The 21,638-nt window shown below is 75.9% G+C and carries 23 protein-coding genes; 8 read left to right on the top strand and 15 right to left on the bottom strand.

All coding sequences use genetic code 11. The features are described from left to right. Positions 1-2 precede the first annotated feature (2 nt). A complete protein-coding gene (locus C892_RS0115500) occupies positions 3-746 on the top strand; it encodes a phosphoglyceromutase (protein ID WP_017557957.1) in 744 nt (247 codons plus the stop codon). 118 nt (positions 747-864) lie between these two features. Here the strand turns inward: C892_RS0115500 and C892_RS0115495 are convergent, their stop codons facing one another. Beyond that, positions 865-1,227, bottom strand: a complete 363-nt coding sequence (locus tag C892_RS0115495; RefSeq protein ID WP_026124384.1) for a DsrE family protein — start codon at positions 1,225-1,227, stop codon at positions 865-867. A 168-nt stretch (positions 1,228-1,395) separates the two neighbouring features. Between C892_RS0115495 and C892_RS0115490 the strand changes: the two genes are divergently transcribed. Beyond that, on the top strand, positions 1,396-2,328 hold the full coding sequence (locus C892_RS0115490) for a diacylglycerol/lipid kinase family protein (RefSeq protein WP_017557955.1): 933 nt from the start codon (positions 1,396-1,398) through the stop codon (positions 2,326-2,328). Positions 2,329-2,406: 78 nt separating this feature from the next. Here C892_RS0115490 and C892_RS0115485 read toward each other — a convergent pair whose 3' ends face one another. Beyond that, positions 2,407-3,177, bottom strand: coding sequence for a GIDE domain-containing protein (locus C892_RS0115485; RefSeq protein ID WP_017557954.1), 771 nt, complete (start codon positions 3,175-3,177; stop codon positions 2,407-2,409). A 176-nt stretch (positions 3,178-3,353) separates the two neighbouring features. On the opposite strand from C892_RS0115485, the gene C892_RS0115480 reads away from it, so the two are divergent. From C892_RS0115480 to C892_RS0115465, 4 genes are all read left to right on the top strand, one after another. After that, positions 3,354-3,947 carry a nitrobindin family protein gene (locus C892_RS0115480; protein ID WP_017557953.1) on the top strand — a complete coding sequence of 198 codons (594 nt, stop codon included), beginning with the start codon at positions 3,354-3,356 and terminating at the stop codon, positions 3,945-3,947. A gap of 330 nt (positions 3,948-4,277) precedes the next feature. Further along, positions 4,278-4,715, top strand: a complete 438-nt coding sequence (locus C892_RS0115475) for a Fur family transcriptional regulator (protein WP_017538160.1) — start codon at positions 4,278-4,280, stop codon at positions 4,713-4,715. A 10-nt stretch (positions 4,716-4,725) separates the two neighbouring features. Continuing rightward, positions 4,726-5,766 (top strand): CAF17-like 4Fe-4S cluster assembly/insertion protein YgfZ, encoded by a 1,041-nt coding sequence (ygfZ, locus tag C892_RS0115470; RefSeq protein ID WP_017538161.1) that lies wholly within the window; start codon positions 4,726-4,728, stop codon positions 5,764-5,766. A gap of 247 nt (positions 5,767-6,013) precedes the next feature. Then, entirely contained in the window at positions 6,014-6,781 is a 768-nt protein-coding gene (locus C892_RS0115465) for a GIDE domain-containing protein (protein ID WP_017538162.1), read from the top strand. A 59-nt stretch (positions 6,782-6,840) separates the two neighbouring features. On the opposite strand, the gene C892_RS0115460 is transcribed toward C892_RS0115465, so the two are convergent. From C892_RS0115460 to C892_RS0115420, 9 genes are all read right to left on the bottom strand, one after another. After that, complete coding sequence (locus C892_RS0115460; protein WP_026124383.1) at positions 6,841-7,557, bottom strand: type 1 glutamine amidotransferase; 717 nt, start codon at positions 7,555-7,557, stop codon at positions 6,841-6,843. A 25-nt stretch (positions 7,558-7,582) separates the two neighbouring features. Further along, positions 7,583-8,839 carry a MurT ligase domain-containing protein gene (locus C892_RS0115455; RefSeq protein WP_026124382.1) on the bottom strand — a complete coding sequence of 419 codons (1,257 nt, stop codon included), beginning with the start codon at positions 8,837-8,839 and terminating at the stop codon, positions 7,583-7,585. Positions 8,840-9,003: 164 nt separating this feature from the next. Next, the gene (locus tag C892_RS0115450; protein ID WP_017557951.1) at positions 9,004-10,869 is read right to left on the bottom strand and encodes a hypothetical protein; all 1,866 of its coding nucleotides are present in this window, start codon (positions 10,867-10,869) and stop codon (positions 9,004-9,006) included. Between the two features lie 225 nt (positions 10,870-11,094). Continuing rightward, positions 11,095-11,934 (bottom strand): EamA family transporter, encoded by an 840-nt coding sequence (locus C892_RS0115445; RefSeq protein WP_017557950.1) that lies wholly within the window; start codon positions 11,932-11,934, stop codon positions 11,095-11,097. Positions 11,935-12,425: 491 nt separating this feature from the next. Next, positions 12,426-12,734, bottom strand: coding sequence for a DUF1416 domain-containing protein (locus tag C892_RS0115440; RefSeq protein ID WP_017538168.1), 309 nt, complete (start codon positions 12,732-12,734; stop codon positions 12,426-12,428). Then, on the bottom strand, positions 12,731-13,570 hold the full coding sequence (locus tag C892_RS0115435; protein WP_017538169.1) for a sulfurtransferase: 840 nt from the start codon (positions 13,568-13,570) through the stop codon (positions 12,731-12,733). The genes C892_RS0115440 and C892_RS0115435 overlap by 4 nt, the downstream gene beginning before the upstream one ends. Before the next feature lie 448 nt (positions 13,571-14,018). Continuing rightward, on the bottom strand, positions 14,019-14,357 hold the full coding sequence (locus tag C892_RS0115430) for a TlpA family protein disulfide reductase (RefSeq protein WP_017557949.1): 339 nt from the start codon (positions 14,355-14,357) through the stop codon (positions 14,019-14,021). A gap of 2 nt (positions 14,358-14,359) precedes the next feature. Beyond that, positions 14,360-15,052, bottom strand: coding sequence for an LmeA family phospholipid-binding protein (locus C892_RS0115425; protein WP_017557948.1), 693 nt, complete (start codon positions 15,050-15,052; stop codon positions 14,360-14,362). A 138-nt stretch (positions 15,053-15,190) separates the two neighbouring features. After that, a complete protein-coding gene (locus tag C892_RS0115420) occupies positions 15,191-16,411 on the bottom strand; it encodes a putative quinol monooxygenase (RefSeq protein WP_017557947.1) in 1,221 nt (406 codons plus the stop codon). 194 nt (positions 16,412-16,605) lie between these two features. Between C892_RS0115420 and C892_RS0115415 the strand changes: the two genes are divergently transcribed. Beyond that, positions 16,606-17,394, top strand: a complete 789-nt coding sequence (locus C892_RS0115415; protein WP_017557946.1) for an HAD family hydrolase — start codon at positions 16,606-16,608, stop codon at positions 17,392-17,394. Positions 17,395-17,601: 207 nt separating this feature from the next. On the opposite strand, the gene C892_RS0115410 is transcribed toward C892_RS0115415, so the two are convergent. The 4 genes from C892_RS0115410 to hemL all read right to left on the bottom strand — a co-directional run bounded on the left by C892_RS0115410 (position 17,602) and on the right by hemL (position 20,931). After that, positions 17,602-18,555 (bottom strand): NAD-dependent epimerase/dehydratase family protein, encoded by a 954-nt coding sequence (locus C892_RS0115410; RefSeq protein WP_017557945.1) that lies wholly within the window; start codon positions 18,553-18,555, stop codon positions 17,602-17,604. Between the two features lie 81 nt (positions 18,556-18,636). Then, complete coding sequence (locus tag C892_RS30660; protein ID WP_013155353.1) at positions 18,637-18,735, bottom strand: 30S ribosomal protein bS22; 99 nt, start codon at positions 18,733-18,735, stop codon at positions 18,637-18,639. A gap of 173 nt (positions 18,736-18,908) precedes the next feature. After that, complete coding sequence (locus C892_RS0115400; protein ID WP_017538175.1) at positions 18,909-19,547, bottom strand: histidine phosphatase family protein; 639 nt, start codon at positions 19,545-19,547, stop codon at positions 18,909-18,911. Positions 19,548-19,641: 94 nt separating this feature from the next. Beyond that, the gene (gene hemL, locus C892_RS0115395; RefSeq protein ID WP_051060551.1) at positions 19,642-20,931 is read right to left on the bottom strand and encodes a glutamate-1-semialdehyde 2,1-aminomutase; all 1,290 of its coding nucleotides are present in this window, start codon (positions 20,929-20,931) and stop codon (positions 19,642-19,644) included. Between the two features lie 203 nt (positions 20,932-21,134). On the opposite strand from hemL, the gene rraA reads away from it, so the two are divergent. Beyond that, on the top strand, positions 21,135-21,623 hold the full coding sequence (gene rraA / locus C892_RS0115390; RefSeq protein WP_017538177.1) for a ribonuclease E activity regulator RraA: 489 nt from the start codon (positions 21,135-21,137) through the stop codon (positions 21,621-21,623). Positions 21,624-21,638: the final 15 nt, after the last annotated feature.

Raw genomic sequence — 21,638 nt, 5'->3', positions numbered from 1 at the left:
CCATGGGCAAGCTGGTTCTGCTGCGACACGGCGAAAGTGTCTGGAATGCCGAAGGACTGTTCACCGGCTGGGTGGACGTCGACCTGTCCCCCGCCGGGGAGGCCGAGGCCCGCAAGGGCGGCGAGCTCCTCGCCGAGGCGGGGATCCGTCCGAAGGCGGTGCACACCTCGGTCCTCAAGCGGGCGATCCGCACCGCGAACATCGCGCTGGACGCCGCCGACCTGCACTGGCTCCCGGTGCACCGCAGCTGGCGGCTCAACGAGCGCCACTACGGCGCCCTCCAGGGCAAGGACAAGGCGCAGACGCGCGAGGAGTACGGCGAGGACCAGTTCATGGTCTGGCGCCGCTCCTACGACACCCCGCCGCCGCCGATCGCCGACGACGACCCCTGCGCGCAGACCGGCGACGCGCGCTACGCCGACCTCCCTCCGGAGCTGATGCCGCGCACCGAGTGCCTGGCCGACGTCGTGGACCGGATGCTGCCGTACTGGTACGACGCGATCGTCCCGGAGCTGGCGGCCGGGGGCACGGTGCTGGTGGCCGCGCACGGCAACTCGCTGCGTGCGCTGGTCAAGCACCTGGACGGGATCTCCGAGGAGGCCATCGCCGGGCTGAACATCCCCACCGGGATCCCGCTGGTCTACGAGCTCGACGACGACTTCACCCCGCGCAAGCGCGGCGGCGAGTACCTCGACCCGGAGGCGGCCGAGGACGCCATCGAGGCCGTCAAGAACCAGGGCAAGTAGGAGCCGGAGGGGCACCGCCGAAACCGCCGTCGGGACCGCCACGGGCCCGCCGCGCACTGCGCGGCGGGCCCGACTGCGCGGTCTCCGGCAGGGGTGCGGGGGCCCGCCCGGCGGGAGATCAGTAGACGAGGGCCTGGGCGCCCTCGGCCAGGGTCTCCTCGACGAAGGTGGGGGCGCCCGCGATGCGCACGCCCGGCCGCAGGTCGTCCTCGGTCAGCTCGCGCCGGGCCGCGCACTGGGTGCAGACCGTCACCGTCCCCGCGGCCAGGACGCCCTCCAGCAGGTCCGCCAAGGGGGCCGCGTGCGGCAGCGCGAAGGCCTCCGCCCGGCCGGGGACGGCGAACCAGGCCGCCTCCCCGGTCAGCCAGAGCGACACCCGCGCCCCTGATACGGCCGCCGCCGCGGCCACCGTGAAGCCCTGATTGCACCGCTCGGGGGCCTCTTCGCCCGCCGTGACCTTGATCACCATCGTCCGCGTCATGGGGCCACCCTAGCGAGGGGGCCGGACCCGGGCCCGGCCGCCGTCCCCGCCGCCCCGCCGGGTCCGGGCGCCCGGCGCGCAGTAGCATCGGTCGGCCGGGCCGCGGCGGGACCGCGGCAGGGCCCGCGGCGGGCGGCACCCCGCCCACGGAGCGAACGGAGCACGGCCATGCTCATCATCACCAACACCGCGGCGGGCAGCGCGGAGACCGACATGCTCCGCGCGGCGGCGGCCGAGGAGCTCGACGGGGCCGAGGTCGTCTCCTGCTCGGACCCCCGCGGGCTGGAGGAGGCCCTGGAGGGCGGGCACGGCACCGTCGTGGCCGCCGGCGGCGACGGCAGCCTGCACGCGCTGGCCAACGCCCTGTACCGGCGCGGCGAACTCGCCTCCCGCACGGTCGGGCTCGTGCCCATGGGCACCGGCAACGACTTCGCCCGCACGCTCGGCCTGCCCTTGGAGGTGCCCGCGGCCGTGGCCGCCCTCGCCCGTGCGCGGCCCCGGCCCCTGGACCTCATCGTCGACGACACCGGCGAGGTCACCGTCAACGCGGTGCACCTGGGCGTGGGCGCGGACTCCACCCGGGAGGCGGCGCGCTGGAAGAGGCTGCTCGGGCCGCTGAGCTTCCCGGTGGGCGGCGCCATCGCCGGCGCGGCCGCCCGGGGGTACCGCCTGCGGATCGTGGCCGACGGAGCGGAGGTGGACGGCTCCGGCCACCGGCTGCTGATGGTCGGCCTGGCCAACGGGCGCTTCATCGGCGGGGGCGCGGGGCGCGTCTTTCCCGGCGCCGCGCCCGACAGCGGCGTGATGGACCTCGTGGTCTCCCGCTCCCGGGGCCTGGCCGGACGGGCGCTCCACGCCCTGCGGCTCCGCCGGGGGACCCACCCGACCGAGGCCGAGGTGCACCACCGGCCCGCCCGCACCGTCTCGGTCACCGCCCTGGGGGAACCCTGCTCGGCGAGCGCCGACGGGGAGGTCGCCGAGGGGGTCACGGCCCGCACCTGGCGCGTCCTCCCGGGCGCCTGGACCTTCCTCGTCCCCGAGGAGGACGACCGGGCCGATCCGGCAGCGCGGTCCGAGCGGTCCGAGCGGTCCGAGCGGTAGGAGCGGTAGGAGCGGTCGGAGCGGAGCGCGGGGCCCAGGGCCCGCACCTGGGTGCGGGCCGCCCTCCGATCCGCGCCCTCAGACCACGCCGAGGACCATCAGCAGGCCCGCACAGGCCGAGGCCAGGGTCCCGCCGCCGAGGAGCAGGGCCTGGCGGCGGCTCCGCGCCGCCTCGGGGGCGCCGTCGGCCGAGCCCAGCCGCACGATGCGCACCCGGCCGTCCGGCGGCGCGGCGATCACCGGCCGCCCCTCGCGCAGCTCCACCCGGCCGCTCACCGCCACCGGGGCGCCGGGGGCCAGCAGCCACTCCCGGTACTCGAACTCGATGGTCTCGCCGCGGAAGAGCCCGGAGATGCGCCCCTTGACCCGGGGCAGCAGGTCGTCGGCGGGCGCCTTCACACCCTTCTCGGGGCGCCCGACCACGCGCTGCAGGGCGAGCCCCACGCCCTCGACGGCGGCGTCGGCCGGATCCACCAGGACCGGCCCCGAGGTCCCCTCCTCGCCCGGGGCGACCAGGGCGAACGGCTCCTCGCTGGTGTAGTCGGCGATGGGGTCGGCGCGGCGCTCGCGCTCCCCGGTCCGCGCGTCGGCCTCCACCGACCAGTAGTGCCGCAGCACCTCGTGCCCGTGCCAGACGCAGGCCAGCCGCGCCAGGGGCGACTCGTCCCGCCCGCCGGGGCCGGCCACCGCCGCCCCGGTGACGGTCACGTCCTCGCCCCGCATCGCCGCCAGCGCGCGCGGGCGGACCCGCTCCAGGCCCCGCTGCTCCGCGTACCGGCGCAGGGCGCGCGCCGCGAGAACGGCCAGAACCGCCGCGGCGGCGATGAGGACCGCACCGATCACCACCATCGTCAGGTCCCCGTCCTCCGCTCGTATCCAGCTGCCGTGCCCCTCTTCTTTACCAGCTCCGGGCGCATCCGGAGGCCCGGAGGCCGCTGTGGGGCGGGCCATAGCGGGCCCCGCGGCGGCGCGCCCGGGTCCGGCATGACCGGGGCACGCCTCCGCCGCCGCTACTCTCGGACATTATGCAGCCGGATCTACACCCCGATCTCGAAAAGCTGTCCTTCCTGATCGGCCGCTGGGAGGGCGTGGGCGTCGCGGGCTACGAGGGCACCGAGGAGTTCCAGTTCGGCCAGCGGGTCGAGTTCTCCTACGAAGGCGGCCCCTTCCTGGCCTACAGCGCCCAGGCCTGGCGGATGAACCCGGACGGCACGCTCGGCGAGTACGTCACCTCCGAGAGCGGCTACTGGCGGGCGCGCCCGCCGGGCACCGAGCGCCCCGAGGGCGCGGGGGAGGACGTGCCGCCCGTCCACGTCGAGGCGCTGATCGCGCACCCGGAGGGCTTCAACGAGGTCTACCTGGGCAACGTGTTCGCCAACCGGGTGGAGATGTCCACCGACGCCGTGCTGCGCACCGAGACCGGCCTGGAGGTCACCGCGGGGCACCGCCTGTACGGGCTGTTCGGCGAGGACCGGGAGATCCTGGGCTACGCCTGGGACATGGCCGCGCAGGGGCACGAGCTGCGCTCGTACATGTCGGCCCAGCTCCGGCGGACGGGTGCGGACGGGAAGGACGGGAAGGCCGCGCAGAGCGCCGACGGCGGCGCTCAGGAGGCATGAGAAGGCCCCCGGGGTTCCTCCGCCTGGGGCGGCGGGGTCGGCTGGACAATGTCCGGCCTCCCGGGGGCCTCGGTGTCCGCTGTGGATTCGCCGGGGCGATCCGTCGTGGAACGACTCGCCCTAGCGGGCGGCCACCTCGCAAGTCCTCAAAGAAACCACTCCAGGACCACCTCCTTTCTTGCGTGGGACCGACACTACGTCCGGGGTTCTCGGCGGGGCAAAGGGTTTTTCTCCCGCCCCTCCCCGGCCGCGTCCGGCCCCCGCCCGCCCCCTCGACCGGCGTCCCGCGCGCAGCTCCGGCGGTGCCGGGGGCGCCGTAGACTCGGTGACATGTCCCACCGCACCTGGCGGGAAGAGCTCCGCTCCCGCGGCTACCGCGTCACGCCCCAGCGGCAGCTGGTGCTCCAGGCGGTGCGCGAGTTGGAGCACGCCACCCCCGAGGCCATCGGCAACCGCGTGCGCGAGACCGCCGAAGGGCTGAACACCTCGACCGTCTACCGCACCCTGGACCTGCTGGAGCGGGTCGGCCTGGTCACCCACACCCACCTGGGCCACGGCGCGCCGTCCTACCACCTCACCGAGGACGCCGACCACCTGCACATGGTGTGCCGGGGCTGCGGCACCGCCTCCGACGCGCCGCTGGAGCTGGCGGACGGGCTGGTGCGCGGCCTGGCCGAGCGCAGCGGCTTCCGGGCCGACGCCCGGCACCTGACCGTCTACGGGCTGTGCCGCGGGTGCGCGGACGCCGGTCCGGACGCGAACGCATAGGCTCGGGGACATGAGCTCTCCGCTGCTGGCCCGCCCCGGGGCGGTCCCCGCCGAAGCACCCGACGCCGACGTCGCCGCGCACTACGGCGAACCCGTGCAGGAAGGCCGCGCCATGGAGCGCGCGGCGGCTTGGACCGACCGCTCCGACCGGGGCGTGGTGCGGGTGTCGGGGGCCGACCGCCTCACCCTGCTGCACAGCCTCACCAGCCAGGCGATGGAGGGCATGGCCCCGGGAACCGCCTCCGAGGCGCTGCTGATGGACGCCAACGGCCGGATCCGGCACCACATGGCGGTGCTGGAGGACGGCGCGGCGGTGTGGCTGCACACCGAGCCCGGCCAGGCCGCCGAGCTGGCCGCCTTCCTGGACCGGATGCGCTTCATGATGCGGGTGGAGGTCGAGGACCTGACCGGCGAGCGGGCCGTGCTCACCGTGACCGGCCCGGACCGGGACGCCGCCCTGGCCGCCGCCGGGGAGGCGGCGCCCGAGGCGTTCGCCGAGGCCCCGGTGCGCCGCGCCGACGAGGAGACCGACCTGCTGCTGCCGCGCCCGGCGCTGTCGGCGGCCGCGCGCGCCCTCACCGGCGGCGGGGCCCGCGCCGCCGGGATGTGGGCCTATGAGGCCGCCCGCATCGCCGCCCACCGCCCGCGCCAGGGGCTGGACACCGACGAGCGCACGATCCCGCACGAGGCCGGATGGGTGGGCACCGCCGTCCACCTGGAGAAGGGCTGCTACCCGGGGCAGGAGACGGTCGCCCGGGTGCACAACCTGGGGCGCCCCCCGCGCCGGCTGGTGATGCTGCACCTGGACGGCACCGCCGAGCGGCTGCCGGCCCGCGGCGCCGCGATCGAGCTGGACGGGCGCGCGGTCGGGGCCGTCGGGTCCTCCGCCCGCCACCACGAGCTGGGGCCCGTCGCGCTGGGCCTGGTCAAGCGCAACGTCCCGGTGGACGCCGAGTTCACCGTGGACGGCATCGCCGCGGGCCAGGAGGTCGTCGTGCCCCCGGACACCGGCGCCAACGCCGACATCAGGCTCCGCCGCTCCCCCCGCTGAGGCCCTGCCGAGCCCCACCGAGCCCCACCGGGTCCCGGCCGGGGGCCGCCGCGGGCGGACCGGTGAACGAATCCGCGGGGAGACGCACCGCGCGGCGCGCGAACGGCCTCACTTTCTTCCCTCCAGGCGTCTTAGCGAAACCTGAACACCGCGGTTCATTGCCCCGTCACCTGTCGCGGGTATACGCATGGGAACGGGCCCGCCATCGCCGACGGGCCATGACCTGCACAGGCCCACGGAGGCAACGGTGGACGGAATCGCGGCGACCCTGCACCTGATCGCTCTGGCCCTGATCGGCCTGGGCGCCTTTCTGCTGCTGCGGGCGCTCAAGGCCAGACGCCACCGCCTCCGGCTGCAGAACACGCCGTTCCTGACCACACAGGAGCTCAGGGAACTGACCGACCTGCCGCCCGCGGCGGAGGTGAGCGCCACCGCCGAGCCCGGCCCGGACGGGCCGCTGAGGGCGCCCTACTCCGGGACGCCCTGCGTGTGGTACCGGATCGAGGCGGTGCACCACCACTACCGCTCGAGTGCCGGGGACCGCCTCCAGCCCGACCGGCTGCTGCTGGAGGAGTCCGACGCGGCGTTCCGCCTCCGCGACGGCCGCGGCACCCTGCACTGCGTTCCGGCCGGTGCCGACATCGAAGGGGCCGAGCCGCACTACGACCGGTTCGTGCCCTCCGCGGCGGTGTCCGGGCGCGAGGAGGTGCCCACCCGTCCGCCCGCGCCGACGGCGACGCTGAGCGCCGCCGCCCCGAGCGGCCTCACCCCGGGGGTGGCCTACCGGGAGTGGGCGGTGCTGCCCGGCCAGACCCTGTTCGTGCGCGGGGCGCCGGTCCGCGGCGCGGACGGCGGGGTGCACCTGGCGTCCACCCCGCAGACCCCGCTCACCCTGTCCGCCCGCACCCACCGCGAGCTGCTGCGCGCCGACCGCGGACGGGAGGCGCTGGGCTACACCGTCCTGCCGGCCGCCGTCGCCCTGCTGGCCGGGCTGGTCCTGCTGCTGGAGGTCTGAGGGGCCCGGAGCCGGCGCGGGGGACGGCACGACGGCGGGCGCAGGGACGCCGCGGCGGCTCACCCCAGGGCGGCCGCCAGGCGCTCCTCGTGCAGGCGCTCGCCCCAGGCCGGCGGCAGCGGGGCGAGCTCGCCGCCCACCCGCCAGCTCAGCAGCATGTCGGCCAGGGCGGGGTTGCGCGGCAGGGCGGGGCCGTGCAGGTAGGTGCCGACCACCTGCCCCTGGACGGCGCCCTCGGTGCCGTCGCCGTTGCCGATCCCGGTCGCGGTCGTCGACAGGGGCCGCGCCGAGGGGCCCACCGCGGTGCGGCCCTGGTGGTTCTCGAATCCGGTGATCCGCCCCGCGCCCAGCGCCGGGTCCACGTCGGCGACGATCTCCCCGACCGCGCGGGTCTGCCCCCGTCCGCTGCGCACGTCGAGGATGCCCACCCCCGCCAGCGGGTTGTCGTCGTCGTCGCCGAAGCTCTCGCCGACGATCTGGTAGCCCGCGCACACCGCGAGCACCGCGGCGCCGGCCTCCGCGGCCCGCTTCAGGCCGCCGTCGGCGCGCAGCCGCTGGGCCGCCAGGATCTGCGGCCGGTCCTCGCCGCCGCCGAGCAGGTACACGTCGCCCTGCTCGGGCACCGGGTCGCTGGAGAGCACCTGCACCGTCTCGGTGGGGATGCCCCGCAGCTCGGCGCGGCGCTTGAGGACCAGCACGTTGCCCTGGTCCCCGTAGGTGCTGAGCAGGTCCGGGTAGATCCAGACGATGCGCAGGGCGCTGCTCGTGTCGGTCATGGTCACCTGTCCTCGTCGCGGGGGCCTACTGGACGCGGCCGTAGGCCGCGCGGATCTGCTGGAAGGCCGTGTAGTTGGCGATGACGTCGACCTTGGCCAGGTCGGGGCGCTCGCCCTTGAGGCGGGCGACCACGTCGTCCACCCGGTCGGCCACCTCGAAGGGCACCCCGTCGGTCTCCAGCCGGAGCGCCAGGTCGGTGCGGCGCTCGCCGAGCACGAACACCCGCCTCTCGCGCAGCACCGTGTAGTCCACGTCCCACAGCCAGGAGGTGTCCTTGCCGTCGGGCACCTGGGCGTTGACCGACAGCAGCACCGGCACGTCGGGCGGGCCCAGCACGGCGAACGACTCCAGCCACCCGGCCGGGTTCTTGGCCAGCAGCAGGCGCACCTCGGTGCCGTGGGTGACCACCGAGGTGTAGCGCCCGGCGACCGAGCGGATCTCCCGCAGGCGGGGCAGCGACTGCTTGGGGTGGATGCCGTAGGCGGCCCCGACCGCCATGGCGATGGCCGCGTTGGAGCGGTTGGCGTCGCCCGGCAGGTTGAGCTCCATCCGGAAGCGCACCCCGTTGGGGTCGACCACCACGTCGTCGTCGTTGTCCACCGCCCAGCCGGTGTCGGGGCGGGCCAGGCCGCACTCGGGGCACTCCCAGTGCGGGTCGGGGTCGCGCTTGAGGTGGCCGCCGCACTCGGGGCAGCACCAGGAGTCCTCCTTCCAGCGCTGCCCGGCCGAGACCCAGGTGGCGTGCCGCGCGCCCAGGCCCGCCCAGGCGACCAGCGGGTCGTCGGCGTTGGCCACCACGTGGGTCTCGCTGGAGCGCAGGGCGTCCCGCCACTTCTTGGCCAGCAGGTTGATCTCCGAGGCCCGGTCCATCTGGTCCCGGCTGAGGTTCATCAGCACGGTGACCGCCGGGTTGGTGGCATTGATCACCTGGGGGAGGTACTTCTCGTCGACCTCCAGCACGCCGTTGCGCGCGTCGGGCTCCTTCGCCAGGGCGGTGATGTGCCCGGTGGGCATGTTGGCGCCCTGCTCGTTGGTGGCGATGGGACCGAGCTCGCGCAGCGCGGCGGCGATCAGCCGCGTGGTGGTGGTCTTGCCGTTGGTCGCGCTGACCAGCGTCAGCCTCCGCCCCCGGGCGAGCTTGCCGAGCAGATCGGGCTCGACCTTGAGCGCGACGCGCCCTCCGATGACCGAGCCGTCGCCGCGGCCGGTGGCCCGGGACAGCGACGCCGCGCTTTTGCCCAGGACGGACGCGAGCTGGGCACGCAAGGGAAGTTCGCTCATGATCCCCACTAGGTTTCCGCTGGGAGCACGGCCCGGGCCGCCGGACGCACCGGCGGCCGCGGGCCTCGGTATCCAAGAGTATTGCCCGCGGCCCTCTGCGTGCTCCACCGGAGTCGGCGCGCTGGCCCCGTGCGGGCGCCGGGCCGCCGCCGGGACGTCCTCCTCTAGCGCCAGTCCAGCCGCTCCGGGGGCGGGCCCAGGTTCGGCGGCGGCCCGTCGTCCTCGGCCGGGGGCACCGCGGGCGGCCCCTCCTCGACCGTGGCGAGGGTGGCGGCGGGCAGGGTGAGGATCCCCGGGTTGGCGTCGGCCAGGACCGCGCCGCCCTCTCCCGGGACGAGCATCGCCGTCGGGGGCAGGGTGCGCAGGCCGTGCACGTCGGCGCGGACGGTGCGGGGGGCGTCCTCGGCGTCCACCGGGGCCGCCTGCGCCGTGGCCCGCCCCCAGACCGAGGCCGCGCGCAGGTGGCGCTCCAGGTCCAGCGGGGCCACCGGCGCCGCCGGGCCGGCCGCGCGCACCGCGGTGGGCACCGTGGCCGCCCGGGCGGGGTCCTGCCCGTGGTCGGCGTAGCTGTCGGCCACGGTCCCGCTCAGCGCCTCCCCGACCACCTCGGTCAGCCGGTGCAGGCGCACCTGCGGCACTTCGCCGAACCATTCCGCCAGCCGCGCCGCGGGGCGGGGGCCGGGCTGGCGCATCACCACGGGCATCCGCCCCGGGCCGGAGAGCCGCGCCATCGCCTCGTCCCCGGCCTCCGGGAAGAACAGCACCAGGCCGGCGCCGGCGCGCCCGGCCGCCTCCTCCAGCCGGTCCAGCTCGGCGGCGGGCACCGCGTCGGCGCCGCACACCGCCACCGCGCCGCTCCAGGGGGCGCCGGCGCCGCCCTCCCCGCGCTCCAGCAGCCGGCACAGGCCCGCCACCGCGTAGGCCCCGTAGGCGCGGGCCGCCACCTCCCCGGCGGCGCGGTCCGTGGCCACCACGCTCACCTGGGCGGGCGGCTCCTCCCCGTCCCCGGCACGCGAGCCCACCCCCTCGAAGGGCGCCAGGTGGCGCTCCAGCTCCCAGGCGCGGTCGGCGGTGGACCGGTCGGTGCCGCAGGCCGCGCGCACGGCGGCCCGCTGCCCCTCCTCCAGCAGGGCCAGCGCTGGGTCGTCGCGCGCCTCGTCGCCCTCGGGCGCGGCCACCGCGCGCAGCGCGGCCACCACCGCGTCGGTCCCCGCCCGGGGGCCGAGCACCCCCAGCACCGCCTCCAGCAGCCGCCGGTCGCGCTCGGCGTCGGACTTGGGGTCGCAGGCGGCGGCCACCGCGGCCAGGGTGCGCGCCCGCTCCCCGGAGCGCAGGCCGGTGCCCAGGGTGAGCAGCGGCAGGTCGGCGGGGAGCACCCGCACCCGCGTCCGCGCCCCGCAGCGCCGGGCCAGCGCCACCAGGTCCCCGGCCACCGCGCGGCCGGACAGGTCGACCACGGCCAGGTCCCCGCCGTCGGACAGCCGCGCCGTGCCCAGTCCGGTGAGCAGCGCCGACCACCCGGCGCCGGTGCCCCCGGCCACCGCGACGGTGCGCACCCCCTCGGGCACCTTGAGCGCGTACCAGCGCGGCTGGGCCTCGAAGGCGCGGCGGCGGGTCCGCCACTCGGCGTACAGGCGCGCGTGCTCCTCTTGACTCCGGCGCAGGTCGTCCTCTGCCGCGCGGCGGCGCTCCTCCAGCCGCGCCCGCTCGCCGGCCAGCCGCTCGGCCACCACGGCGCGGCTCTGCAGCAGCGCCACGGCCGCGGGGACGGCCACCGTCAGGCAGGCCAGCACCGCGGCGAAGGCCAGCAGACCGGGCAGCACCCGCAGCGGCCACAGGGCCAGGGCCAGTGCGGCCAGGGCGCCCAGCGCGCACAGGGCCGCCAGCAGCGGGCGGTTGGTGCGGGCCTCGGAGCCGCGCTCGGCGGCCACCCATTCGGGGCTGGGCTCGGCGCGGTCGGCGGGGACGGGTCTGCGGGGCGCGGGGCCGGGATCGGGGACGAGCGCCTCGTGGCGCCAGCCGATGCGCACCGTCCGCTGCCGGGGGGCTCCTCGGACCACCGCCGCACCTCCTGGGGGGACCACAGCGCGTGTGGGGAAATGCTGTCAGGACCGGGACGAGTTGTCACGACCTTGGCGGAAATACCGCCTGAGGCCCCGGGAAGGCGGGACCTGGGGCCCGTACCTCCACAACCGGAGACGAACCGGGGACAAAGCGGGGACGGACCGGGGACCCGCGGCGGGGCGCCGGGGGGCTCAGAGGTTGAGCAGCGCGATGCCGACGGCGACGACCGCAGCCGAGACCGCCTTCACCCGGCCCAGGCCCTCCCGGAAGACCACGGCGGCGATCACCGCGCCGAAGACGATGCTCGTCTCCCGCAGGGCGGCGACGGCCGCCAGGTTCCCCATGGTCTGGGCCCACAGCACCAGCCCGTAGGCGGCCGTCGACATCAGCCCGCCCAGGGCGCCCACCCGCCACACCGGGCGCAGCTGCGCGGGCAGCGCGCCCCGGCGCAGGACCGCGGCGGCCAGCAGGAACCACGGCCCCTCCAGCACCATCAGCCAGGCCAGGTAGGCGAGCGGGTCGCCGGAGGCGCGCACCCCCACCCCGTCGACGACGGTGTAGGCGGCGATCATCCCGCCGGTGAGCAGGGCTGCGCCCAGCGCGGGCAGCTGCGCGCGGCCGGGCACCCCGGCGGCGAACACCAGCGCGGTCAGTCCGGCCGAGACCACCAGGACCCCGGCCAGGTGCACCGGGGTCAGGGTCTCGCCGACGAGCACGGCCGCGCCGACCGCCACCAGCCACGGGGAGGTCCCCCGGGCCAGGGGGTAGACCTGCCCGAAGTCGCCCAGGCGGTAGGAGAGCATGAGGAACCCCATGTAGCCGACGTGCAGCAGCGCCGACAGGCCCAGGGCGGGCCAGGAGGCGGGGTCGGGGACCCCGGCGAAGACGGCGGTGGCCGCCCCGGCGACGGTGCCGGCGGCGCCGATGAGCGCGAAGCCGATCAGGCGGTCGGTGACGGCGTGGGCGATGGCGTTCCACGCCGCGTGGAGGAGGGCGGCGGTGAGGACGGCGATGAAGGCGATGCTGCTCATGGGATCGCCGTCACCCTAGCGTCTCTGCATACCGTCCTATGATCCGGCTGGCTCTGTTCACGAGTCCTGACAGCGTTCCCGCCGCCGGCGGCACCTGCCGGAGCGGCAGGGCCGTGGCGACGGGGTGCGAAAGCGCTGCGAGGCGCGGGGCGTTCGCGTGCCTTTCTCGGCGGCGCCGCCGCCGTCGCTGTCGGCGCAGCCGCAGGCGACAGGGAGGGCCGTGGTCCTACCGGAACTCATCGGCACCGCGTCGCAGCGGGTCGTCCGAGCGCTGCGGGAACCGGCGGACAGGTGCTCTCACTTCTCGGTCGGCATACTCGATCCGGCCCGGGTCGGCCGGGCGCCCCGTTCGGTGCCCCCGTGCACACGCCGGAGGCGGGGCACCGTTCGGTGCCCCGCCTCCGGGCGCCCCGGCGAGGGGGCCGGCGTCCGCGCGTGCCCGCCCTCTCGCCGGGCCGCTCAGGCCCGTCCCTGCTCAGGCCCGTCCCTGCTCAGGCCTCGACGCGCAGCTCCACGCGCCTGCCCACCCGGGCCTCGACCGCGTACTCGGCGGAGAAGCCCTGGGAGGCCAGGACCTTCACCTTCCAGTCGCCGTCGGCCGCGAAGAAGCGGAAGGTGCCCTCCTCACCGGTGGCCACCTCGCCCACGAAATCGCCGTCACCGCTGAGCAGGCGCGCGTAGGCGCCGCTGAGCGGCGCTCCCCCGCGCGTGACCACCCCTTCGATGACCGCCTGGTCCTGCGCCTCGCCGTCGGCGATGGCGACCCCGCCGACCGGGGCGCCGCATCCGTCCGCGCTCACTTGGCCTCCCCCAGCTCCACCGGGACGCCCACCAGGGAGCCGTACTCGGTCCAGGAGCCGTCGTAGTTCTTCACGTTGTCCAGGCCCAGCAGCTCGTGCAGGGCGAACCAGGTGTGCGAGGAGCGCTCGCCGATCCTGCAGTAGGCGATGATGTCGGAGTCCAGGTCCACCCCGGCCTCCGTGTACAGCTCGCGCAGCTCCTCGTCGGACTTGAAGGTGCCGTCCTCGTTGGCGGTCTTGGCCCACGGGATGTTGCGGGCGGTGGGGATGTGCCCCGGGCGCTGCGAGGTCTCCTGCGGCAGGTGCGCGGGGGCCAGCAGCTTGCCGGTGAACTCGTCGGGCGAGCGCACGTCCACCAGCGCCTTGGTGCCGATGGCCTCGACGACCTCGTCGCGGAAGGCCCGGATGGAGGCGTCCTGCTCCTGGGCGGTGTAGGAGGTCTTCGGGCGCTCGGGCACCTCCTCGACCAGCTCGCGGGACTCCAGCTCCCACTTCTTGCGGCCGCCGTCGAGCAGCTTGACGCTCCGGTGCCCGTAGAGGCGGAAGTACCAGTAGGCGTAGGCCGCGAACCAGTTGTTGTTCCCGCCGTAGAGCACCACGGTGTCGTCCTCGGCGATGCCGCGCTCGCTCAGCAGCCGCTCGAAGCCGGTCTTGTCGACGAAGTCCCGGCGGACCGGGTCCTGGAGGTCCTGCTTCCAGTCGATCTTGATCGCGTTGCGGATGTGGCCCTTGTCGTAGGCCGAGGTGTCCTCGTCGACCTCGACGAGGACCACCTTCGGGTCGTCCAGGTGAGCCTCCACCCAGTCGGCGTCCACCAGGACGTCGGAGCGGCTCATGGGGAACCTCCATAGGTCGGAATCGTGCAGCGGCGGTGAGAGGGGTGCGCGCACGGCGCCCCGGCCGGCCGGGGCCGGTCGGCGGTCGGGGTCGCGGGTTCTGCGGGGGACGGCTGCGCTCGGCGCCGTCCGTCCCTGCCGTGGAGCCGCATGGGTGATGCTCCCTGTCGCGTGAGCGGCGCCGGAGGGCGAGGCGGGTCGTACGCGCGGCGTCGGCGGTACCGGGCGCCCGGGCGGACCCGTCTGCGGGTCGGGGGCGCGGCCGTGGACCGCTCTACAGGGAAGGCAGACAGAGCGCGGCGGCGACGTGGCAGTAGTCGACCGCCCGCCGCTTCGTCAAAAACGCGCCTGCCAAGGATTCCACGCCACTGATCGTACGGGGCGGCCCACCGCGTTGTCACGCGTGGCCGGTGTCACAGTCTCCGCCCCGGTGCGCCCGCGCGCCTTCTCAGGAGGGGCCGCCGTCCAGCAGGACCGCGCCCAGTGCGGCGATGGCGTCGGCCTTGCGGGGCATCCCGGCGGCGCGGCGGCGGATCCGCCCATCGGCGTCGAGCACCAGCACGGTGGGCGTGGAGGCGATCTCCAGCCGGCGCACCAGCCCCAGGTGCGACTCGGCGTCCACGTCCACGGCCGCGACCCCGGGCACCATCGCGGCCACCTCGGCCAGGATGCGCCGGGTCGCCGCGCAGGGCCGGCAGAAGGCCGAGGAGAACTGCACCAGCGTGGCCCGCTCCCCCAGGGCCGCGCCCAGCTCGTCCGCGTCCAGCACCGGCGCGTCGGCGTCCACGGTCAGCCCTGGGCCCCGCCGCCGACCAGCTGCACGTCGGTGGCCTCGGCGGCGACCTCGACGCCGTTGGGCAGCGCCTCGATGCCCTTGATCTGCAGCCCGAAGGGCAGGCGCGGGATCGTGACGGTGGCGGTGAGCCGCTGGGCGACCTGGTCGCCCAGGTCCAGACCGGCCTCGCCGATCTGGACGTCGCGCGGGCTCAGGGTCACGGTCTCGCCCTCGGCGGAGATGTCCAGCCCCGCCGAGACCGGGGTGCTGAACCCGCCCATGGACAGGTCGCCGGCCATCCGCGGCTCGCCGTCCTCGGTCTCGATGACGATGCCCTCGGGCAGCCGCTGCTGCAGCTCGCTGTAGGGGAGCATGACCCGGGCGTCGGCGCTCTCGGCGACCGCGCTGGGCTCGCTCATCAGGGCCGACAGCGGGGCGTGCACGTCGCGGGCGGTCATGTCGACCCGCTCCAGCTGCACGTCGTTGACGACCATCGCGCCGGTGACGATGGAGATCTCGGAGTAGGTTCCGCCGACCGCCTGGGTCAGGAACGGGAAGCCGCCGATGGCCACCTCGGGCTCGGAGGACATCTCGTACTGGGCGCCGACCCGCTTGGCGATCTCGCTCTGCGCGGCCGAGTGCAGGCCGCGGTCGGCGACCGCGAGCAGGATCAGCAGGAATACGAGGAAGACGAGGAATTTGCGCATCGGGGGCTTCCAGCACGCTCCGTAGGTGTCGGCGTCGCCGCGGGCCGGGCCGCCCCGGCCGGCGGCGGGCCCGCCTGAACGCGGGCCGTATACCGCAAGGAAGGGTACTTCACGCCCGGCGTTCCCGCGTCGGCGGCCTCACCTCGGCATCAGCATCCCGGCCAGGTGGTCCGAGGCCGAGGCCCCCGCCAGGGAGAGCTCGATGACGTTGGTCGCGGTGACGCTGTGGCCCGAGCGGCGGGCGAACTCGCGCACGTGCGGCTGCTGCTCGTGCTCCTCCTGCGCCAGCTCGTCGCGGTAGATGGCGTAGACGATGCGCTGCAGCGGAGCACTGGGCACGGTGTGGCAGGCGAAGAGCAGGGTGTCGGGCTCGCGGCGGGCCACCTCCTCCACCACCGCCTCGGCGAGGTCGTCGAAGTCGTCGGCGCGCCCCTCGGCCAGGGTGTAGATGGTGATGACGCCGCGCAGCCGGGACGGGCGCCCGCCGGCGCGGCCGTGCTCGGGCCCCTCGCCGTAGCCGCGGTCGTAGCCGTCGTCGTAACCGTCGTCGTAGTCGTAGTCGTCCTGCGGTTCGGCCTTGCGGCGCCGTCCGAACACGGCCTCGTCCTCCCCGTCGTCCTCCAGGGCCCCGTCGTCGTCTGGGCCCCCCTCGTCCTCGCGCCGCCCGCGGCCCCCGCCGCGGCGGCGTCCGCCCCTGCGGCGCCCCTGCGGCTCCTCGGGCTCCTTCTGCGCCCGCATGAACGCCGCCCACAGCGCCGCCAGCGCGCCGAGCATCAGCACCTGGCCGAAGACCCCCAGGCCCAGCCGGGCCACGGCGACCTCCAGCCCCACGGCCACCGCGGCCATCCCCACCACCGGGAGCCGGTGGCCGGCGGCGCGCCCGCGCAGGGCGGCCACGGCGCCCCCGGCGAGCGCGAGCGCCGCGAAGGCGTGCACCGCCCCCAGGGCGACGCCGGGGATCAGGTCGTAGTGCTCCCCCTGCGGGGGGTAGCCGGAGCCGAAGCCGGACCGCACCGGGTCCAGCGCGAGCACCACCCCCGGGACCACCGCCAGGGTGGTGACCGCCAGGCGGGCGGCGAACCGGGCGCGCGCGGAGGCCACCGCGTACTCGAGGGCTCCCCAGGCGGCCAGCAGGGGGCCGAACAGCCCGGCGCCGATCTGCCAGATGCGGAACGTGAGCCCGGAGAACCCGAGCAGCGCACCGGGGAACGCGGCGCTCAGCGCCACCGCCAGGGCCAGGGCCGACCCCGCGAGCACCTTCGCGTAGGTCCCGCCCTCGCGCTGGGCGCGCGCGATGAGCGCCGCGGTGACGCTCCAGGCCACCAGTGCGCAGACGAATGCCAGTCCTACCTCGACCATCCCGCCAATGATGCTGCACGATCGGGACCGAACGGGAATCGGACCGTTCCCCGCCAGGTGGGGAGCGGTCCCGAAGGCCCAGTCCGGGGCGCCGCACATCCCCGATCCGGCACCCATTGTGAGTTGCGTCACGCCGGGCGCGGCCGGCGCCCGCACGCCCCGGCCTCCGGCCGCGGGGCCATAGGGTCGACGCCATGAGAGGCCGGAACACAGGGCGGCGCCGCGCGGCCTTCTTCGACGTGGACAACACCGTCATGCGCGGCGCGTCCATCTACCACTTCGCGCGCGGCCTGGCCGCCCGCGACCTGTTCACCACACGCGACCTGCTCCGGTTCGCCTGGGGGCAGACGGTCTTCCGGGTCGGCGGCAGCGAGCGCCCCGACCACATCAACGCCGCGCGCGAGGCCGCGCTGGCCTTCGTCGCCGGCCACCGCGTGGACGACCTCGTGGAGCTGTGCGAGGAGATCTACGACGAGTCGATGTCCGGCCGCGTCTGGGAGGGCGCGCTGCGGCTGGTCCGCCGCCACCTGGAGGCCGGGGAGCGGGTGTGGCTGGTCACCGCCACCCCGGTGGAGCTGGCCGACATCATCGGCCGCCGCCTGGGCCTGGACGGCGCGCTGGGCACCGTCGCCGAGACGGTCGACGGGGTCTATACCGGGCGCCTGATCGGGGACCTGCTGCACGGCCCGGCCAAGGCCGCGGCGGTGCGCGAGCTCGCCGCCCGCGAGGAGCTGGACCTGGCGGACTGCTCGGCCTACAGCGACTCCTGCAACGACCTTCCGCTGCTGTCGGCGGTGGGCCGCCCCAACGCGGTCAACCCCGACGACGCGCTGCGCAGGCGGGCGCTGGCCGCCGGGTGGCCGGTGCACGACTTCCGCCGGCACCGCGCCGCGCTGCGCGTGGGCGTCCCCGCCGCCGCGGCCGGCGCGCTGGCCGGGGGCCTGGCCGTGGGCGCCCTGCGCCGCACCCGGCGGCGCCCCTGACCCCCGGGCGGCGTCTCAGTGACCGTCGGATATGCGGGTGGCCGCACGGTCCGCCGGCAGGGACGGCCTCGACCCCGGTCCCGGAGTCGTCGGTCGACCGCTCGTAGCCGCGGGCGGCCATGCCGACCCCGGTTGAGAGCACTCGCCGACGGCCTCTGGCGGGCCCGGTGGTCGCCCGGTGGAGCCGAACGCCTCCCCGGGCACCGCTCAGGCGGCGGCCAGAAAGCTCTCGAACGCCTCCTGCGAGGAGTAGGAGGGGCTCCAGCCGATGGCGCGCTCCAGTTTGGTGGGGTCGAGCACGCGGTCGCAGCACAGCAGCCGCAGCTGCTCGGGCGAGTAGTCCAGCTCCCCCCGGCGGGAGAGGCCGCGCAGCACTTTCAGGCCGCGCTCGGGCAGGGCGAAGCGGTGCCGCCCCACGCGGCGCAGGCACTGCGAGAGCGGCAGCGATCCGGGGGCGGCGACGTTGAACACCCCGTCGGGGCCGTTCCCGCCGGGGCCGGCGAGCGCCATCCGGCGCACCGCCTCCACCCCGTCGTCCTGGTGGATGAACTGCATGCGGGGGTCGTAGCCGCGCACGGTGGGGACCACCCGCAGCCCGAAGTACCGGGTCAGCGGGGACTCCACCGAGGGGCCGATGAAGCTGGCGAAGCGCAGCACCGCCACCGACAGGTCGGGGCGGCGCCGGCACAGCGCCGCGGTGTGCCGCTCGACCTCGGCGGCGTCCTGGGCGTAGGCCGAGCGCGGCACCTCCCGCGCACCCGCGTCCTCGGTGCAGGGCGCGCCCGGGTGCGCCTCGCCGTAGACGGCGGCGCTGGAGCGCACCACCAGCCGCCGGACCGCGTCCGAGCGCTGGCAGGCGTCGAGCAGCTGCAGGGTGCCCAGGACGTTGCCGCCGCCGGCCGCGCCGGTACGGCGGCCGCCCGAGGGGGCCTCGGCGAAGCCCAGGTGCACCACCGTGTCGGCGCCGCTCTCGCGGACCACCTCGCCCACGCTCTGGTCGTGCAGGCGCACGGCGGCGAACTCGGCGCCGCCCAGGCTCCGCCCCGGCGGCGCCGAGTCCATGGCCACCACCCGGGACACGCCCGGGTCGGCGCTCAGGGCCTCGGCGGCCCGGGCCCCCACGTACCGGGCTGCCCCGGTGACGATCACGACGCGGCTCATCGAGGCACGCCTCCACAGATCGGGATCACACTGTCCTCCGCTCCGCCGGGGCCGCGGCCCCGGCGACGGACTGCGGTGCGCCTACTTCTTGTTGCGGCGCGCGACGCGCGTGCGCTTGAGCAGCTTGCGGTGCTTCTTCTTGGCCATCCGCTTGCGGCGCTTCTTGATGACGGAACCCATGCGATCACCTTCTCGCAGAAGACATCGGGACACGACGCACCCGGGACCGCGCCGAGGGACGGCGCGCGGATCCGTCGGGAGAGTGCGGCGGCGCGCACCGCGCGACGGCGGCGGTGCCGCACCCGATCAGCCAGCCTACCCGGTCCGGTTCCGCCGCACGCACACGCGCCTGGTCAGGCGCCGGGGACCTGGGGCCCTTCGCCGTAGAGCCCGGCGGCGGGCTCGGTGTAGCCCACGCTCACCAGCCGCTGGTCCTCGAAGGTCAGCGATGTCACGCTGGCCAGGTTGCACTGGCGCCGGTCGGGGCGGTGCCACAGCCGCCGGCGCTCGGCGGCGCGGCGGGCCGTCCAGATCGGCAGCTGGTGGCTGACGCACACGGCCTCGCGCCCCCAGGCCTCCTTGCGCACCGCCTTGATCACCGCGACCATCCGGTCGGCGATCTCCCGGTAGGACTCCCCCCAGGAGGGCCGGAAGGGGTTGTACAGGTGGCGCAGCACCGCGGGGTCGGTACGCAGCGACCGCGCGCTGACCCGCCGCCCCTCCAGCCGGTTGCCCGACTCGATCAGCCGCGCGTCCAGGCGCACGTCCAGCCCGGTCCGCTCGGCCAGCGGCGCCGCGGTCTCCTGGGCCCGCTCCAGCGGGGAGGAGTACACCGCGGCGACGTCGCGGCCCTCGAACCACCCGGCCGCCAGATCGGCCATCCGGGAGCCGGTCGCGCTGAGGTGGAAGTCCGGCAGGCGGCCGTAGAGGATCCGGTCGGGGTTGTCCACCTCTCCGTGTCTGAGCAGGTGGACGACGGTGGTCGCGGTCATCGGGCGTCGCATTCCCTTCGGTCGGCAGGAGACGGGCGGGCGGGGCGCCGCCGTGAACAGGGTAGACGCCCCGCCCCCGGCGCACGGCCGCCGGTCAGGCGCGCGCCGCGGCCTCGGCGGCCCGGGGCAGCGCCGCCAGCACCCGCTCCACGGCCTCCTCGTCGTGGGCGGCGGAGAAGAACCAGGCCTCGAACGCCGCCGGGGGCAGGTGCACGCCCTGCTCCAGCATGGCGTGGAAGAACGCCGCGAAGGCGCCCAGGTCCTGGGCGCGGGCCGCGTCGAAGTCGGTGACCTCGGCGTCGGTGAAGAAGACGGTGAACAGGTTGCCGCCGCGCTGCACCCGGTGCGGAACCCCGGCCTCGGTCAGCGCCCGGTCGGCGGCGTCGGCGACCTGCGCGCTCACCCGGTCGATGTGCGCATAGACCTCGTCGGTGGCGTTGCGCAGGGTGGCCAGGCCGGCCGCGGTGGCCAGCGGGTTCCCGGACAGGGTCCCCGCCTGGTAGACGGGGCCGGAGGGGGCCAGCTGCTCCATCAGGTCGGCGCGCCCGCCGAAGGCCGCGGCCGGCAGGCCGCCGCCCATGACCTTGCCGAAGGTCACCAGGTCGGGACGGACCCCTTCGAGCCCGTACCAGCCCGAGGCCGACACCCGGAACCCGGTGAGCACCTCGTCCAGCACCAGCAGGGCGCCGTGCCGCTCGGTGATCTCGCGCAGGCGCGCGTTGAAGCCGTCGCGCGGGGGCACCACGCCCATGTTGGCCGGGCAGGCCTCGGCGATCACGCAGGCGATGTCCCCGCCCGACTCGGCGAAGACCCGCTCCACGGCCTCGGGGTCGTTGTAGGGCAGCACGATGGTGTCGGCGGCGCCGGCGCCGGTCACCCCCGGCGAGTCGGGCAGGGCGAAGGTGGCCACCCCCGACCCGGCCGAGGCCAGCAGCGCGTCGACGTGCCCGTGGTAGTTGCCCGCGAACTTGACCACCTTGCTGCGGCCGGTGGCCCCGCGCGCCAGGCGGATCGCCGACATGGTGGCCTCGGTGCCGGAGTTGACCAGGCGCACCCGCTCCACGGGCGCCCGGGCGGCGATCTCCTCGGCCAGCTCCACCTCGCCCTCGCTCGGGGCGCCGAAGGAGGTGCCCTTGGCGGCGGCCTCGTTCAGCGCCTCGACCACGGCGGGGTGGGTGTGCCCGAGGAGCAGCGGTCCCCACGAGCAGATGAGGTCGACGTAGGTGTTGCCGTCGACGTCGGTCAGGTAGGGGCCCCGCCCGGAGGCCATGAAGGGCGGGGTGCCGCCCACGGCGCCGAAGGCGCGCACGGGCGAGTTCACCGCGCCGGGGACCACGGCACAGGCGCGTCGGAACAGCTCAGCGGATGTCTCATGTGTAGCCACAGCCCCAGTGTGGCACCGGTGCACCGGTCCCGCGGACCGGCCCGGGGACCGGCCCGCGGGCCGCACGGGCGCGCCCCGCCCGAGCGGCGCGGGCGCGGCACGGATACCTTTCTCCCGACGCCGTCCGATCGTGCGGCGGCGTCCGATTCCCGGTGCCACCGAGCTGCTGGCACGGCCGATCCACCCGAGGGAGCGAGGGGACCATGACCGAGGTGTACGCCACCGCCGACCTGATCGACGCGCACGGGGACGCCCTGCAGAGCTGCGAGACCCAGTTCCGGTCCTACGGCGGCCGCACGGCCTTCCACGGGCCCATCGCCACGATCGCGTGCCACGAGGACAACGCCCTGGTCAAGGAGCAGCTCAACCAGCCCGGCGAGGGCTGGGTGCTGGTGGTGGACGGCGGCGGGTCGCTGCGCACCGCCCTGATGGGGGACATGATCGCCCGCGCGGCGGCCGACAACGGCTGGGCGGGCGTGGTGATCTTCGGCGCGGTGCGCGACACCGCCGAGCTGGCCGGGCTGGACCTGGGCGTCAAGGCGCTGGGCTCCAACCCGCGCAAGTCGGCCAAGACGGGGGCCGGGCGCCTGGACGTGCCGGTCGCCTTCGGCAACACCGTCTTCGCCCCGGAGGCCTGGCTCTACGCCGACGCCGACGGCATCCTCGTCGCCGAGGAGCGGGTCGAGGCCTGAGGAGCGGGCGGGGGA

Origin of the sequence: Nocardiopsis baichengensis YIM 90130 (assembly GCF_000341205.1) — a bacterium.
Lineage (GTDB): Bacteria > Actinomycetota > Actinomycetes > Streptosporangiales > Streptosporangiaceae > Nocardiopsis_A > Nocardiopsis_A halophila.
The sequence above is the reverse complement of the archived record's forward strand: the minus strand, read 5'-3'. Positions and strand labels throughout refer to the sequence as shown.